This window comes from Pseudomonas sp. ME-P-057, from assembly GCF_030208975.1.
GTDB classification, from domain to species: Bacteria; Pseudomonadota; Gammaproteobacteria; order Pseudomonadales; family Pseudomonadaceae; genus Aquipseudomonas; species Aquipseudomonas lutea.
Genome location: NZ_JARVSX010000003.1, coordinates 1 through 15,411 on the forward strand (window position 1 = coordinate 1; position 15,411 = coordinate 15,411).

The window sequence follows — 15,411 nt, forward strand, 5'->3', positions numbered from 1 at the left end:
AAAACTCGGCGAATTATGAACTAAATCAGTAGGTTATATTTTGTTTGATGGGAGCCGGCGTGCTGGCGAACGCGATCTGCCTGTGACGTATCCGGTGACTGACCCGCCGCTTTCGCCAGCAAGCCGGCTCCTACAGGTTGTCGGCAGCAGGGAGTTCGCGGGCGCAGCAAGCCATCTTCCGCCAGAACATCTAGACCTCCCTCAGCGCTGTCGTACGACCTACTTTCGGCAATGCACCACAGGGATTTCCAACGTGGAGCGGGGATACAGCTTTCGGCGATGAATCTGGATTGGAGCGCAATTGAAGCGTAAACCGGCAGCCATTCGCGACGGCGGAGAAGCATTGCCGGTGCATAGAATCTGTAGGAGCCGGCTTGCTGGCGAAGGCGGTGGTTCAGTCACAGCAGCGGTGGGTGAGAAGACTGGTTCGCCAGCAAGCCGGCTCCAGGTTTGTCGCCAGCAAGCCGGCTTCAGGTTTGTCGCCAGCAAGCCGGCTCCTGCAGGTCGTCGGCAGCAGGGGGCCGGCAGGTGCACGGAAGCCATCTTCCGCGCGCCTGGTTCCGGGCCCAATCAGGGCATGATCGGCGGGATGTACGCCAGGGTTGTGCCCAGTGCCCACAGCAGGAACAACACCAGTGGCGTGTGCACCAGCAACTGTACAAACGAGAAGCCAATCAAATCCCGCGCCTTCAGCCCAAGCACGCCGAGCAGCGGCAGCATGTAGAACGGGTTGATCAGGTTCGGCAGCGCTTCGGCCGCGTTGTATATCTGCACCGCCCAGCCCAGGTGATATTTGAGGTCAGTGGCGACCTGCATCACGTACGGCGCTTCGATGATCCACTTGCCGCCGCCGGAGGGAATGAAGAACCCGAGGATCGCCGAATACACGCCCATCAGCAGCGCATAGGTGTCGTGGGACGCGATGCTGGTGAAGAACGTCGAGATGTGATGCGCGACGGTCTGTGCGTCACTGCCCTTGACCGTGGTCAGCAGCGCAGCAATCGAGCCATACAACGGAAACTGGATCAGCACCCCGGTGGTGGTCGGCACGGCGCGCGCCACTGCATCGAGAAAGCTGCGCGGACGCCAGTGCAGCAGCGCGCCGGCCATGATGAACAGGAAGTTATAGGTGTTAAGGCCCGAAATCGCAGTGATCGCGGGTTTGGTGCTGAACTCGTTGTACAACCAGCCGGACGCCAGCACGACCATCAGGATGATCAGCAACGGGCTGTATTCCAGCCATTCGCCCGGGCGGGTGCGGGGTGGCAGCGGTGGCAGGCTGAAGCTCGGGTCGATTCCGCATTCCTTGGCATCGCGGGCATTGGTTGGGCCGGGCGCCGTGGCGTAGGCGACGATGATCGAGACCACCACCAGCGCCAGCAACATCACGCCGGACTGCCACAGGAAAATGGTCTGGGTGAACGGGATCACGCCGGTGATCGCCAGGATGGACGGCGGCAGGCTGGCCGGGTTCGCTTGCAACTGCGCTGCCGACGACGACAGGCCCAACGCCCACACCGCGCCCAGACCGAGATAAGCCGCAGCGCCGGCAGCGCGGTAATCCATTTTCAGGTCAGTGCGACGGGCGAGGGCGCGTACCAGCAAACCCCCGAAGACCAGCGACAGCCCCCAATTGAGCAGCGATGCGACCATGCTGATCAGCGCGACCCAGGCCACGGCGGAGCGGCCATTCTTCGGGATGCGTGCCAGGCGGTCGATCAGCTTGACCGCAGGCGGGGAACTGGCGACGACATAGCCACCAATCACCACGAAGGCCATTTGCATGGTGAAGGGGATCAGGCTCCAGAAACCGTCCCCGAAGGCCTTGGCGGTGTCGGCAGGCTTGGCGCCGATGACCAGGGTGGCGAGTGTCACGATGACCACGGCCAGGGCGGCAAACACCCATGAGTCCGGGAACCAGCGTTCCGCCCATTTGGCGCAACGCAGGGCAAAGCGGGCGGAGCGGCTTTCTTCAATGTCGGCGGCCACGGTTTCTTACCTCTTGTCGTTATTGTTCAGGTTGTCTGGACGGTCGTTTCAGGTGTTGACGGTGACGCGAAAAAAGCACCGGCTCAGAGACAGCAAAGCCCCTTCATCGCTGAAGGGGCAGGGTGGTCTGACGAAAGGTGCGGGTGTGCGAAAGCTCAAGGTGTTGCCAAAAACGTGGAGCACGGCGCGAATCCTGTAGGAGCGCGCTTGCCCGCGAAAGAGGTTTTCAGACACTGCGTGGGTGTCTGGGGATCCCCGACTCGCGGGCAAGCGCGCTCCTACAAGTACCGCGCCATCGCCGTTAAAATGTCATTTCAACCACATCGTCCGGCACGATCAGCTTGCCAGCGGTCTTGGCGATAATTTCTTCGACGGTGACGCCCGGCGCGGTCTCGCGAAGGATGAATGCGCCGTTTTCGATTTCCAGGTAAGCCAGGTCGGTCAGCACCTTCTTGATGCAGCCGGCGCCGGTCAGCGGCAGGCTGCAACGCGACAGCAGCTTGGACTCGCCGTCCTTCGACGCGTGGGTCATGGTGACGATGATGTTGTCGGCGCCGGCCACCAGGTCCATTGCGCCGCCCATGCCCTTGACCAGCTTGCCGGGGATCATCCACGAAGCAATGTTGCCCTCGACGTCGACTTCAAAGGCACCGAGCACGGTCAGGTCAACGTGGCCGCCACGGATCATGGCGAAGGACTCGGCCGACGAGAAGATCGACGCGCCCTTGCGCGCCGTCACGGTTTGTTTGCCGGCATTGATCATGTCAGCGTCGATGGTTTCTTCGGTCGGAAATGCACCCATGCCGAGCAGGCCGTTTTCCGATTGCAGCATCACGTCGATGCCGTCGGGGACATAGTTGGCGACCAGGGTCGGAATGCCGATGCCCAGGTTCACATAAAAGCCGTCTTGCAGTTCACGGGCGACGCGCTGTGCCATTTGTTCGCGGGAGAGTGCCATGATCTCGGGTCTCTTTTATTCTGTCCGGCCAGTGGTGGGCCAGTAGTTTCGTGGGAGCAACAGGTCGAAGCGGGCGCAGTGTCAGGCTTTTCTGACAGTACGCTGCTCGATGCGCTTCTCGAAGATGCCCAGGATCACACGATCCACATAGATGCCGGGGGTATGGATTTCGGTCGGCAGCAGCACTCCCGGCTCGACGATTTCTTCGACTTCCACCACGGTGATCTTGCCGGCGGTCGCTACCACGGGGTTGAAGTTCTGCGCGGTGTGACGATAGACCACGTTACCGAAGTGATCGGCCTTCCAGCCTTTGACGATGGCGAAGTCGCCGGTGATGGCTTCTTCCAGTATCACGTTGCGGCCATTGAACTGTCGGGTTTCTTTGCCTTCCGCCACAGGCGTGCCGTAGCCGGTGGCCGTATAGAACGCGGGAATGCCGGCGCCGCCTGCGCGCATTTTTTCAGCGAGGGTGCCTTGGGGCGTCAGCTCGACCTCCAGCTCACCGCTGAGCAGCTGGCGCTCGAACAGGGCGTTTTCACCGACGTAGGAGGCGACCATTTTGCGGATCTGCCGGTCTTCCAGGAGGATGCCGAGCCCGAAACCGTCGACGCCGCAGTTGTTGGAAACCACCGTCAGACCTTTCACGCCCATGCGTTTGATTTCTGCGATCAGGTTTTCGGGGATGCCGCACAGACCGAAACCGCCGGACAGCACGGTCATGTTGTCGGTCAGCCCGGCGAGGGCTTCTGCGTAGGTAGCGACGCGTTTATCGAGTCCAGCCATGGTGATATCCCGCCTTATTTGTAGTTGTGTCCGACAATCTAAGCATCGGAGAGCGTTGGCCGCATCTTCTCCTGCCACCACTGATTTGTTAATTTTGTTTTTTTGATTGATTGATAAGAAACCCAAATATATGAACGTCAAACAGCTCCGTGCGTTTCTGGCCGTTGCGCAGTGCCTGAGTTTCGCCCAGGCCGGTGAACGTTTGCATCTGTCGCAGCCCGCGCTGAGCCTGACCATCAAGGCGCTGGAGGAAGACTTGGGCGGGCAATTGCTGACCCGCACCACGCGCAATGTGAGTCTGACGCCGGAGGGCGAAGCCTTGTTGCCGTTGGCGCGGCAGTTGCTGGCCGATTGGGACAACACCGAAGAACTGCTGCGTCAGCGCTTTACCCTGCAAACCGGCAAGGTGTCGGTGGCGGCCATGCCCTCCTATGCGGGCAACCTGCTGCCCATTGCGCTCAAGGTGTTTCGTCAGCGCTACCCTCGAGTGAACGTCGCGGTGCATGACGTGATCAACGAGCAGGTGGTGGAAATGGTCGGGCACCGACGGGTCGAACTGGGCATCGGCTTTGAGCCGGAGGCTGGCAACAACCTGATCTTCACGCCGTTTTACATGGACCGCTTCGTCGCGGTGGTGCCCCGGGACTCGCCCTTGGCGATGCTGCACGAGGTTAACTGGGACGAACTGCTGCGCCACGATTTCATCACCCTCCAGCGCCCCTCTGCCGTGCGGCTGTTGCTGGAGGAGGACCTGCAGCGTCAGCACGGCAAACTGTCGGTCGCATTTGAAAGTCATCAGTTGGCGACCGTTGGCCGCATGGTTGCCAATGGTCTGGGTGTCAGCGCAGTACCGTCGCTGTGCATTGCGCAGATGGAAGAGCTCGGCGCCCGTTGCATCGCCCTGGAAGGCCCCCGGATCGAGCGCCGTATCGGATTGATGACCCAGGCCGATCATCAACTGTCGGCGGCGGCCCAGGGTTTGCGTGAGGTGCTGATCGAATGCGCGCGTGACTCAAACGCCGCCTTCGCGAGCAAGCTCGCTCCCACCGGGTGATGTTGGGATCCACGTTTGAGACCAGCGGCGAAACGGCCATTTCATGTGAAAATTTCACTGCGACGCAATGCCGCATCCGGTATGGTTCGGCCGGTTGAAACAAATTGTTTCAATCCATTTTGAAATCAAAACCGAACGATAAGGGGTTCCGCGTTGGATTTGTCCTCTGCTGCGTGGGTGTTCCATGACACCCGTCTGATCATCTGCTGCCTGATCGCCATTGCCACCATCATCGTGCTGATCAGCGCGACCAAACTCCCGCCTTTTCTGTCGATCCTGGTGGGTACATTCATCGCAGGGATAGGCGCGGGGTTGCCAGCGGAGGCAGTGGCAAAGGCGTTCAGCAAGGGCGCGGGCGGGATTCTCGGTGAGGCCGGGATCATCATTGCCCTGGGTGCCATGCTCGGCGCGCTGATGGCCGAATCGGGCGCTGCCGATCGCATCGCCTCGACGCTGCTCGGCCTGGGCAAGGGTAAAAGCTTGCCGTGGGTCATGGCGCTGGTCGCGATGGTCATCGGCTTGCCGCTGTTCTTCGAGGTGGGACTGGTGATGATGGTGCCGATCATCTTCGTCATGGCACGCCAATCCAATCAGCCTCTGCTGAAAATCGCCATACCAGCGTTGGCCGGCATGACCACGCTGCACGCCCTGATGCCGCCACACCCCGGGCCGCTGATCGCTGTCAGCGCATTGCATGCCGATCTGGGCCTGACCATGTTGCTGGGGTTTTGCGTGGCGGTGCCGGCGGTGATTCTGGCCGGTCCCCTGTACGGCAACTGGTTGTCCAAGCGGCTGCACATAGAAGCGCCTGCGGAGTTGGGTGAGCTGTTTTCGGCCAAACCCGATGCCCCGCGTCAGCCGAGCTTTGGCATGTCGTTGCTGATCATTCTGCTGCCGGTGATTCTGATGCTCGGCAGTACGCTGGCCAAAATCGCCCTTGAGCCGGAAAGCAATGCTGCGTTGACCCTGAAGTTCCTCGGCGAGCCGTTGGTGGCTTTGGGCATTGCCGTGCTGGCGGCAACGGTGTGCCTGGGCTGGGCCAATGGCATTTCCCGCGAGCAAGTGGGCGGCACGTTGCGCAAGAGCCTGGCGCCGATCGCCGTGTTGCTGTTGACCATCGGCGCAGGCGGCGGTTTGAAGCAGACGTTGCTGGACGCCGGCGTCAGCCAGACCATCAGCAAGGTCGCCGAAGGCGCGCACATGCCGTATCTGCTGTTGGCATGGCTAATCGCGGTTGCCCTGCGCCAGGCCACGGGTTCGGCTACCGTCGCGACGACGACCACGGCGGGGATTCTTGCGCCGATGATGGCCGGGCTGGCGCCTGTCGAAGCGTCGTTGGTGGCGCTGGTCATCGGCGCCGGGTCGGTGTTCTTCTGCCACGTCAATGACGCCGGCTTCTGGATGGTCCGCGAGTATTTTGGCCTGCAACTCAAACAGACGCTTTGGGTCTGGTCGGTGCTGCAGACCATTGTCTCGGTGGTGGGCCTGATCGGCACGTCGCTGCTGTGGCACTTTCTGGTCTGAAAAAAAAGCGATGATCCTCCGCTATCTCCCGTAGGAGCTGCTGGAGGTTACGACAGTGGCGAACCGGATGTTCTGACACTCCGCGTTCGCCACTGTGGGATCCCGGCAGGCCCTGGAGGTATCGATCATTGCGCAATAACGTGCGTGCTCAGCTGCAAATCTCCTCAAGCCCGATAGCCACTATCAAGACGACTGATTTCTGCTGGAAAGGCCCGGCGCGTAGCCTTGGCTTCATTCCAGAAACGAGCCGAATGGAGGCTCCCAATGAACCGTCTTCTTGCCCTCTCCCTGTTCCTCTCCGCCTCCGTTCTTGCCGGTTGTGCCGCTGGCAATCATCCCGAATTGCGCCCCTACAGCGCTGAGGAAACCCACCAGCTGGCGCTTGAAGACCTCAACCGTCGCGGCTTGTCCTACGACGAGTTTCAGGCACGCAAGGCGCAGCTGATGGAGCAGCCACAACTGCAACGCGCTCACGAGTTCGATAACCGTGGTGAAGTGAATGCCGACATTGGCATCCCTTCAAAAGCCCGTCAGGGTTGAATCGGCTCTTGTCTTCAGTGGAGCGCTTACAACGCCAGCTTCAAATGCCCGCCAGCGTCCTTGTGACGCGCCTGGGTCCGGTGTTGCAAGCCCAGTAGAAAGTGATCCAGGCCCTCATGCAGCCGTTGGGTCAACAGTTCGTCCAGATCGCCGCCCAATGGGCTCTCGCCGTAGCTGATCTGGCTGTCGATGGCGAATACCCCATGCAGCACTTCCTGGCATTTCAACGCTGAGAGCACCGGCTTGAGCGCGTAATCCACCGCCAGCATGTGCGCGATGCTGCCGCCGGTGGCGATGGGCAATACCACCTTGCCGTACAAAGAACGCTCCGGAAGTAGATCGAGCAGTGTCTTCAGTGCGCCTGAAAACGAAGCCTTGTACACCGGCGTGCCGATCAGCAGCCCGTCGGCCTTGGCCACGGCCTCGATAAAGGCCATCACTTGCGGACTGTCGAACTTGGCGTACAGCAAATCCTCTGCATTGAAATCCTGAATGCGTACACCGCTGACTTCCACGCCGCGGTCGTTTAGCCACTGTGCGGCATGCTGCAGCACCACGCCTGAGCGCGATCGTGGGGAAGGACTACCTGAAATCGAGACTACCAACATGTAAGCGCTTTCCTTGGGGTCAGTCACACGGGGTGCAAGGCACCGTACAAGCCGCGTGAACGCGAGAATTATGGGCGTGAAGACCCTTTGACCGGATTCAAGCAGCATGCGTGCCAGCGCTTGCCATGTGCTGCAGAGCCCTGAAACCGGCCAACCTGGACCGCTGCATGACCCCGCTGTTGACTCACAGCCAACCGTCTGTTGATTCACTGTTGCCCCGGCAACACTTGCCGCCAAATGCCGGGCAAAAAAAATCCCCGCAGTCGGACCACTGCGAGGATTTCTCTGTTGCTCTGCTGTCAGCTTGAAGCTTCAAACCTGCCGCTTGAAGCTGGCACTCAATTCCTGAACATCGCACCGGTCTGGATGATGTTGTTCGAGCCCAGCAACTGGCTCACGTAACGGCTCCAGCGGGTGATGTTGGCAGGGCCGACAAACACCACGTCCTGGGCTTCCAGCTCAAAGCCCTTGGCCAGCGCGAAACTGGTCGGCTTCTTGGCGGCGAGGTGATAAACCGTCGCCGCATGCGTGGAGTCCTGCGCACGAATCACATACACCGCATCGCCATCGGCGGCATCCGGGCTCAAGCCGCCGGAAGTGCCGAGCGCTTCCAGCAGGGTCACGCTGGTGGTGCTGAAGGAGATGACCTGCGGACGCTGAACTTCACCCAGTACGTAGATCTTGTTCTTCGAGTTGCTGTTGAGGTGCAGGTAGTCGCCGTCTTTCAGAAAGATCTTGCTCAGCTGCGAGTCCTTGCGGTTCAGCGAGTCAACGTCGATCACGTAATCCTTGCCGTCGCGACGCAGGGTCAGGCCGGCAAGGTTGGCGTCGGTCAGGTCAAGACCGGCCTGGCTGATGGCCTGCACCAGGCTCAGCGGGATATTGGTGATCGGTTGCGGACCGGGCGACTTGAACGCACCCGACAGCAGGACGCGCTGGCTGTTGTAACGCAGCACTTTGACGTCGACTTTCACTTCGGTGTACTGCGGCGCCAGACCCATGCGCAGTTGATCGCGGATCTGCGACACGGTCTTGCCGGCGGCTTGAATGCGGCCCACGTACGGGAAGAACATCGTGCCGTCGTTCAGCACTTCACGGCTGTTGGCGTCCAGTTGCTCCTGAGAGCCGGGCGCAGTCAGTTCAGGGTGTTCGAACACCGTGACCAGCAAAGCGTCGCCCGGGCCAACGATGTATTCCGGCGTCTTGTAGCTCATCAGCTCGGGAGGCAATGGCTTGGCCGCCGCTGCTGCGGTTTTCTGCTGCTGCGCCAGGGTGGCCGGGGTGATATTGATCAGCGTGACATCGGGCCCGTCCGGGTCTTTGTCGGTGACATCGCTGTAAGACATGTACTGACCAGGGGCGAATGCGCAGCCTTGCAATACCAGACTGGAAAGCAGCACTGCCGCTAACGTTACCTTCATATGAATGTTCCTTCTAATCCTAATAGGTGCGTACTGGCACCGCAGTGATTTCTTTGCATCCCTTACTTACACCGAACAGCGGATCACATTCGCTCATGCACCCGTGCACCTCCCTGCGAGCTTACTAGCCCTTGGCCATATTTGTTGTTATCGGCAGATATTTTTTTTAGAAGGCGTTCTTGTTGACGAAGCCTTTGAAGAGCGTCAGCAGGATGATTTTCATGTCCAGCCAGACCGACCAGTGCTCGATGTACTGCAGGTCGAATTCAACGCGTTTCTGCATCTTGTCCAGCGTGTCGGTTTCACCGCGCCAGCCGTTGATCTGGGCCCAGCCGGTGATGCCCGGCTTGACCTTGTGGCGCAGCATGTAGCCCGACACTTGCTTGCGGTACTGCTCGTTGTGCGCGACGGCGTGCGGGCGCGGGCCGACGATCGACATTTCACCGCGAAGTACGTTGAAGAACTGCGGCAGCTCGTCGAGCGAAGTGCGTCGCAGAAACGCCCCCAGCGGCGTGATGCGGCTGTCGTTGCGCGTAGCCTGCGTCACCACGGCGCCGTTTTCCTGCACGCTCATGCTGCGGAATTTCCAGACCATGATCGGCCGGCCGTCCAGGCCGTAGCGGCGTTGACGGAACAGCACCGGGCCCGGCGAGGTGAATTTGATCGCCAGGGCAATCAGCATCAGGGGCAGGGCGATCATGCTCAGGATGATGCTCGACAACACGATGTCTTCCAGACGCTTGACCACGCTCCACGCGCCGTCCATGGGCGAGTCGAAAATACTGATGCTGGGCAGCCCGTTGATGCTTTCGCTGCGGGCGTGCAGCAGTTCAAACATGAACACGTCCGGGATCACGTAGACCGACGCGGTGGTGTCGCTCAGGCCTTTGATCAATGCCTGCAGACGTTCTTGTGCGCCCAGTTCCAGGGTGATGTAAACCTTGTCGATCTTGCCGTCGCGTGCGTCCTGGATCAGTTGATCCAGATCGCCCAGCACCGGAATGCGTCGGCCGATGCGCGCCAAGTCGATCTGTTGCGGCGCTTCGTCATAAAAGCCCAGCAGGTTCAGGCCCATCCAGGGTGCGCGTTCGATCGACATGGCCAGCCGCTCGCCACAATGTCCAGTGCCGACGATGGCCACGCGACGGGTATTGAAACCTTGGGCGCGCAGGGTGTGCAGCACGCTGCGAATCGCCAGCCGATAACCACATAGCGCGACCAGCACCGCGCCAAACCAGGCCATCTGGCTGTTGTCTGCAATATCGTCGGGCTGCAACAGCAGGTAATCCACAAACAGCAGCAGGACAAAAGCCAGGCCCCAGTAATTGGCGACCTTGATCAGTTCACGCAGGATGCGTTCGCCGCGCCACGAGCCGTACAGCTGGTGATACTCGGCCAGCCAGTGAAAGGCCACCGCAGCCAGCAGGATCTGCATCCACGCTTCGCTGCTCATCGGCGTGCCGGTCAGCACGTTGACGCCGTAACCGCCGACCGCGATCACCGCCAGATCAAGCAACCGATGGGCGACGGACAGCGACGATTGATGGGCATGCAGGATGCCCCTTAAAGGAGTGCGCATAGACTGGGCTCGCTCAGACGGATTTGATCGGAACAACGCGGGCGGAAAGGTCATTGCTGACCAGGGTTGGGGCCATCTGCACCGTCCGGAAATGTGCTGGCAGGCGGCCTTGACGGGCGGCGCTGAGACGGGCTTCGACGAACTGACGCATTTCCATTTCGAAACGCGCTTCACTGAAGCGCTCGGCATTGGCCCGACACGCTTGGGCGGTGATGCGCGAGCCGTTGATCTCGAACGTCTCGATGGCCGCCATCAATGAGGCGACGCTTTGCTCCGGGTAAAACACCCCGGTCGGCTGCGGGTGATCCAGTCCGCAAACCGTTTCCAGCACACCGCCTTTGGCAAAAGCGATGACCGGTGTGCCACAGGCCTGCGCCTCCACCGGGCTGATGCCGAAATCTTCTTCGGCCGCGAAGACGAACGCCTTGGCGTTGCTCATGTGTTCCTGCAGCACGGCGAACGGCTGGTAGCCCAGCAACGTGACGTTGGGTGCGTGAGCGGCAGCGGCCTTGGCCTTTTCCATCTCCGGTCCGTCACCGACCACCACCAGGCGCTTGCCCGGCATCGCCGCGAAGGCCTCGATGATCATCGGCATGCGCTTGTACGGAACCATGCGCGATGCGGTGAAGTAGTAGTCCTGCTTGTGCTCCTGCAGCGCGAAACCGCGGGTGTCGACCGGCGGGTAGATCACCGTGGACTCGCGACGGTAGGCCTTGGTGATGCGCGCACCGATGAAGTGCGAGTTGGCGATGAAGTCGTCGACGCCGGCGGCGGTGCGCTGATCCCACATACGCATGTAATGCAGGATCATCCGTGCCACTTTGCCCTTCAGGCCGGTGCTCAGGTTCGCTTCTTTGAGGTACTGGTGTTGCAGGTCCCAGGCGTAACGGATCGGCGAATGCACGTAGCTGACATGCACCTGGTCCGGTCCGCACAGGACGCCTTTGGCCACCGCATGGCTGCTGCTGATGATCAAATCGTAACCGGACAGATCCAGTTGTTCGATGGCCATCGGCATCAGCGGCAGGTAACGCTGGTATTTGGTCTTGGCCTTGGGCAGGCGCTGGATGAAGGTGGTTTTGGCCACCTTGCCGCCCAGTTGCGCGCGGTCCTGGTCACTGAGGAAGTCGATGACGGAAAACAGATCCGCCTCGGGCCAGATTTTAATCAGCGATGCCAAAACCCTTTCGGCACCGGCGTACGTGACCAGCCAATCGTGGACGATTGCAATTTTCATAGGAGTTCTCTGCATTAACGGCTGAAGGAGGCCCGGTACGTCGGGCGAAGCTCGCGAGGGCAGTCCCACAGCCTTTCCATGTGAGCAGGCGCAAAATCAGACGCTGACGGGCTGCGGTCCGGTTTTGCGGTTATTAAGGCGTTTCCCGAGCTGAATGAACGGGTGTTCGATGTAGCGAAAGCACAGATGGGCTGCGGCCAGGGTCAGGACAGTGGCAACCAGCGCCACCAGCAAGCCCGACGCATCAGTGCCGCGCAGCAGGAATTCGCTGAGCAGGCCCATCGACGGGTGCAGCAGGTACAGCGAGTAACTCACTGCGCCCAGCCACACGAGTGCCGGATGGTCCAGACGAACACTGCGGGTCAACAGCACAAAGCTGACGATCGCCACCGCGTAGGTGAAGCAGTAACGGCCCCAGGTTTCGCCGGTGCCCATGTCTTTGCTGTAGGCCATGATCAGCGTTGGCGGCAGCAGCACGGCAAACGCCACGAACAGCATTTTCAGATTTCGCGTCAGGGCCGCGCTGTGTTCGGCCAGCAACCACTGGCGCCACACGGAACCGAAAAACATCAGCGATAACGCCAGCGGCAGCGCCACGGGCAGTTTGTGTTCGGTCAGCGCGCGGGCAGCGCTCATGGCCAACGCTGCGAGCAGAAACGCCAGCGAGCAACGCGCCCGAAACGCCAGGTCATAAAGCTTGCCGGCGATGAACAGCGCCAGGCACAGACCGTAGAACACCAGTTCGATGAACAGCGTCCAGTACAGGCCAACCACATCATCAAAGCCCAGTGCCGCCTGCACCATCGTCAGGTTGGCGACGATCTGCGGCCAGGACGGCAGCGCAGCACCAGTCAGTTGCAGCATCAGCACAAACAGCACCAATGACAGCCAGTAAGCCGGGTACAAACGCATGAAGCGTGAGATCAGAAAACGCCGGGCCCCGTCGGGTACCGGCTTGAGGCTGTAGGGAATCACTACGCCGCTGATCATGAAAAACCACAGCACCCCTAATTTGCCGGGGTCAATGAGATAGTCGAAGACCCAGACGTGACCGATGACCGGTGCGTACAAATGGGTGAACACCACCATCAAGGCGGCGATGCCGCGCAATGCGTCGAGATAGGCAAGGCGTTTCATGGCGGCGCCTCAGAGCTTGCTGGACGATTCACGACCCAGGGCATCGCTGCTCTGGTTGCTGCGTCGGTCTCTGACCGGACTGAGCAGCGCGTCGATGCGTTGGGAAACCTGTCGCGCCGATTCTTCCCAGGAGAACCGAGCCACGTTGATCAAGCCGCGCCGCCGCAGCGACTGGCGCAGCGGGATGTCCGTGAGAATGCGTTCCATCGCCGCGGACATGTGGCTGACGTCCAGCGGGTCGAAATACAGCGCGCTGGCTTGCAGCACTTCTGGAATCGACGCCGCGTTTGCAGCGAGGACCGGGCAACCGCACGCCTGCGCTTCCAGGGGCGGGATGCCGAAGCCCTCATACAAGGACGGAAACACGAAAGCGGTCGCGTTCTGGTATTGGGCGATCAACTCGCTGTCGCTTAACCGACCCAGGAACTGGATGCGCGAGTCGCGGCTGGCCAGGCGTTGCAGGTTGTCGTCATTGAAGACCCCGGACGCGCCGCCGACGATGCGCAGTTGCAAATCCTCGTGGCCGCGCAGCATCAGAAACGCTTCGATCATCCGGCTGAAATTCTTGTGTGCGCTGGGCGACGACACCGCCAGCAGATAATCCTGTTTGTTGGTCTCTTGCGAACCGGGGTGAAAGTCCCCGCTGACCGCGTTGGGCACCACGAAGATCTTCTTCTCGGGGTACTTGTAAACCTGAGCAATCTCACCCTTGGAGAAGGCGCTGACGGTCAACAGCGATTTGATCCGCGCCAGCATGATCGGCGTCATGGTCCGGTAGAGCAGGCGAAACGCGCGGGTGTAGCTTTCCGGGTGCCGCACATAGTTGACGTCGTGGTGCGTGGCGATCTGATTTGAATAGAGCAGCGGTGCGGTGCTGCACAGCGAAACCAGCAGCGGGTTGCCCTGGCGGCGCAGGTACAGCGGCAGATCCACTTGCTCCCACAAATGGCCGCTGTGACGGCCGATGCATTGCACGTCGAGGGCTTTGGCGCTCTCGTGCATCTGAATGCCGTGGGGGGCGACGAAGACGACATCGTTGCGCAGTTGCTTGAGGGCCAGGCATATCTGTTCGGCGAAGCGCTGAACGCCACGCAATTCCTGTGTCAGAAAACGTGCATTGATCACAATCATTGTGGTCGACCTGTAGAAGAAATAATGGGGTCGTGCGCAGCGGCCCTCAGCGCCCTGAATGAAGGGGCGCTCTCGATGCGGGCCGTTGATAAAAGCCAGGATTCAGGGCATGGCAAACAGTGCCGGGCGTGTGCCCAGGCTTATTATTTTGGGGAAGTCATCGATCGGCACCTGGGCCGAGCACCGCCCTTCGTTGCAGTTCCACGGGATGCCGCTGTCGACCAGACCGCTTTGCGGGTAGCGGGTGTCGAGGTATTGCACGTTGCCGCGCAGCACGCTGCTGGCGTCCACCTTGATCGAGCGCGGCAGCCCGGCTGTCCAGGCCACCATGATCTGCTCCGAACCCTTGGCGAAACGCAGCAGGTACTGCGAATCCTGTTCGCGACTTTTTTCGGCGTCGTAGCGGTATTGATGCAGCGTCGGGCTGATGGCCTTCAGCGTCAGGTACGCCTGCTTGACGCTCAGGTCCTGATTGAGCAGGCCGAAATTCTGCTCCGGGTCGCTGCCATCGGGGCCGTCGTTGAGCAGCCCGTTCCACCACATGCCCTTGATGTTGGGCATCGTCTGAGCGAGAAAGAAGCTGCGCGCAAGAAACGCTGCCTGAGTATTTTCATCGCCACCGCAGCGCCCGTCATTGCTGGGCCAGCCCATTTCGGTGAGGTACAGCGGCACCAGTCCTTTGTTGCGGTTCTTTTCCTTGAGGTCCTCGCTGATCCGGCGCAGCCAGGCAATCCAGTTTTCCGGGGTGTTGCGCTCATCCGAGCGGCAATGCACATAAGGATGAAGCGACAGCCCGTCGACGTGGTTGAGCACGCCCGATTCCACCAGGCGATCTGCAAACCCCAGGTCCATGCCCTGACTGGTCACTGCGCCCGCCAGAATCACCATCGGTCGCTGGTTGGCGCGGATGCGTCGGGCCGTTTGCTCGATGAGCAGGCCGTAGTCCCTGGCAAAACCGGCGTCGACCGGGTTTTCCTTGTCCCACTCGTTCCAGATTTCGTAGAAGTCCACGCTGTCGGTGAGCTGGCGCGTGACGAAGCTGGCGTAGTTGCCGTAGGCGTCGCGCACTGCCGGCTTTCGCGGCTTGGCGTAGTTCTCGTAAAAAGGGTTGCCGTAGCCGAGAACCAACAGGGGTCGCAAGCGATGTTCCTGCGCCTTGCCCAGATATGACTGCCACGCCGGTTCGATCTTCATCGTCCCTCGTCGGGGCTCGGCGCTGGACCAATACGCATCGTCACGCACCGAGTCGACACCGGCGGCTTCCAGCAACTGCAACGCCTTGGCCGAGGAGGTGGTTTTGTTCATCAAATGCGTGTCGACGCCAATGATGAACGCCTCGTCAGCCTGCGCAGTGCAACTGATCAACACGCCCAGTAACAGGATCGCCGCGGGGCGTCGTAACCTGGTCAGGTAAAGGATGGGCATGGATTGTCTCAATGAAGAGGCACGG

At 60.6% G+C, this 15,411-nt stretch carries 13 protein-coding genes; 3 read left to right on the forward strand and 10 right to left on the reverse strand.

Annotated features, from left to right (window positions below; all coding sequences use genetic code 11):
• Positions 1-570 precede the first annotated feature (570 nt).
• The 3 genes from QRN48_RS01810 to QRN48_RS01820 all read right to left on the reverse strand — a co-directional run bounded on the left by QRN48_RS01810 (position 571) and on the right by QRN48_RS01820 (position 3,730).
• Complete coding sequence (locus tag QRN48_RS01810) at positions 571-1,989, reverse strand: short-chain fatty acid transporter (protein ID WP_037013418.1); 1,419 nt, start codon at positions 1,987-1,989, stop codon at positions 571-573.
• 301 nt (positions 1,990-2,290) lie between these two features.
• Complete coding sequence (locus QRN48_RS01815; protein ID WP_037013415.1) at positions 2,291-2,947, reverse strand: CoA transferase subunit B; 657 nt, start codon at positions 2,945-2,947, stop codon at positions 2,291-2,293.
• 81 nt (positions 2,948-3,028) lie between these two features.
• Positions 3,029-3,730, reverse strand: a complete 702-nt coding sequence (locus QRN48_RS01820; RefSeq protein WP_285348579.1) for a CoA transferase subunit A — start codon at positions 3,728-3,730, stop codon at positions 3,029-3,031.
• Between the two features lie 130 nt (positions 3,731-3,860).
• Here QRN48_RS01820 and QRN48_RS01825 point away from each other — a divergent pair, with 130 nt between their 5' ends.
• The 3 genes from QRN48_RS01825 (at position 3,861) to QRN48_RS01835 (ending at position 6,848) form a co-directional block, all read left to right on the forward strand.
• Positions 3,861-4,784: a LysR family transcriptional regulator gene (locus QRN48_RS01825; RefSeq protein ID WP_191946102.1), complete on the forward strand. Its 924-nt coding sequence runs from the start codon at positions 3,861-3,863 to the stop codon at positions 4,782-4,784.
• 153 nt (positions 4,785-4,937) lie between these two features.
• Complete coding sequence (locus QRN48_RS01830) at positions 4,938-6,308, forward strand: GntT/GntP/DsdX family permease (protein WP_191946101.1); 1,371 nt, start codon at positions 4,938-4,940, stop codon at positions 6,306-6,308.
• A 264-nt stretch (positions 6,309-6,572) separates the two neighbouring features.
• Positions 6,573-6,848, forward strand: coding sequence for a hypothetical protein (locus tag QRN48_RS01835; protein ID WP_285348581.1), 276 nt, complete (start codon positions 6,573-6,575; stop codon positions 6,846-6,848).
• A gap of 26 nt (positions 6,849-6,874) precedes the next feature.
• Here the strand turns inward: QRN48_RS01835 and ssuE are convergent, their stop codons facing one another.
• The 7 genes from ssuE to QRN48_RS01870 form a co-directional block, all read right to left on the reverse strand.
• The gene (gene ssuE, locus QRN48_RS01840) at positions 6,875-7,456 is read right to left on the reverse strand and encodes an NADPH-dependent FMN reductase (RefSeq protein WP_037013401.1); all 582 of its coding nucleotides are present in this window, start codon (positions 7,454-7,456) and stop codon (positions 6,875-6,877) included.
• 338 nt (positions 7,457-7,794) lie between these two features.
• Positions 7,795-8,877, reverse strand: coding sequence for a polysaccharide biosynthesis/export family protein (locus QRN48_RS01845; RefSeq protein WP_037013399.1), 1,083 nt, complete (start codon positions 8,875-8,877; stop codon positions 7,795-7,797).
• Positions 8,878-9,043: 166 nt separating this feature from the next.
• Positions 9,044-10,456, reverse strand: a complete 1,413-nt coding sequence (locus QRN48_RS01850; protein ID WP_037013398.1) for an undecaprenyl-phosphate glucose phosphotransferase — start codon at positions 10,454-10,456, stop codon at positions 9,044-9,046.
• 13 nt (positions 10,457-10,469) lie between these two features.
• A complete protein-coding gene (locus QRN48_RS01855; RefSeq protein ID WP_285348585.1) occupies positions 10,470-11,693 on the reverse strand; it encodes a glycosyltransferase family 4 protein in 1,224 nt (407 codons plus the stop codon).
• A gap of 96 nt (positions 11,694-11,789) precedes the next feature.
• Positions 11,790-12,830, reverse strand: coding sequence for an acyltransferase family protein (locus tag QRN48_RS01860; protein WP_052075267.1), 1,041 nt, complete (start codon positions 12,828-12,830; stop codon positions 11,790-11,792).
• A gap of 9 nt (positions 12,831-12,839) precedes the next feature.
• On the reverse strand, positions 12,840-13,961 hold the full coding sequence (locus QRN48_RS01865) for a glycosyltransferase family 4 protein (RefSeq protein WP_037013393.1): 1,122 nt from the start codon (positions 13,959-13,961) through the stop codon (positions 12,840-12,842).
• Positions 13,962-14,063: 102 nt separating this feature from the next.
• Complete coding sequence (locus tag QRN48_RS01870) at positions 14,064-15,386, reverse strand: hypothetical protein (RefSeq protein ID WP_285348589.1); 1,323 nt, start codon at positions 15,384-15,386, stop codon at positions 14,064-14,066.
• Positions 15,387-15,411: the final 25 nt, after the last annotated feature.

Coding starts and splice junctions, on each gene's coding strand:
- QRN48_RS01815 (WP_037013415.1), bottom strand. CDS start 2,947: ATGGCACTCTCCCGCGAACAAATGGCACAGCGCGTCGCCCGTGAACTG.
- QRN48_RS01820 (WP_285348579.1), bottom strand. CDS start 3,730: ATGGCTGGACTCGATAAACGCGTCGCTACCTACGCAGAAGCCCTCGCC.
- QRN48_RS01825 (WP_191946102.1), top strand. CDS start 3,861: ATGAACGTCAAACAGCTCCGTGCGTTTCTGGCCGTTGCGCAGTGCCTG.
- QRN48_RS01835 (WP_285348581.1), top strand. CDS start 6,573: ATGAACCGTCTTCTTGCCCTCTCCCTGTTCCTCTCCGCCTCCGTTCTT.
- ssuE (WP_037013401.1), bottom strand. CDS start 7,456: ATGTTGGTAGTCTCGATTTCAGGTAGTCCTTCCCCACGATCGCGCTCA.
- QRN48_RS01845 (WP_037013399.1), bottom strand. CDS start 8,877: ATGAAGGTAACGTTAGCGGCAGTGCTGCTTTCCAGTCTGGTATTGCAA.
- QRN48_RS01850 (WP_037013398.1), bottom strand. CDS start 10,456: ATGCGCACTCCTTTAAGGGGCATCCTGCATGCCCATCAATCGTCGCTG.
- QRN48_RS01855 (WP_285348585.1), bottom strand. CDS start 11,693: ATGAAAATTGCAATCGTCCACGATTGGCTGGTCACGTACGCCGGTGCC.
- QRN48_RS01860 (WP_052075267.1), bottom strand. CDS start 12,830: ATGAAACGCCTTGCCTATCTCGACGCATTGCGCGGCATCGCCGCCTTG.
- QRN48_RS01865 (WP_037013393.1), bottom strand. CDS start 13,961: ATGATTGTGATCAATGCACGTTTTCTGACACAGGAATTGCGTGGCGTT.
- QRN48_RS01870 (WP_285348589.1), bottom strand. CDS start 15,386: ATGCCCATCCTTTACCTGACCAGGTTACGACGCCCCGCGGCGATCCTG.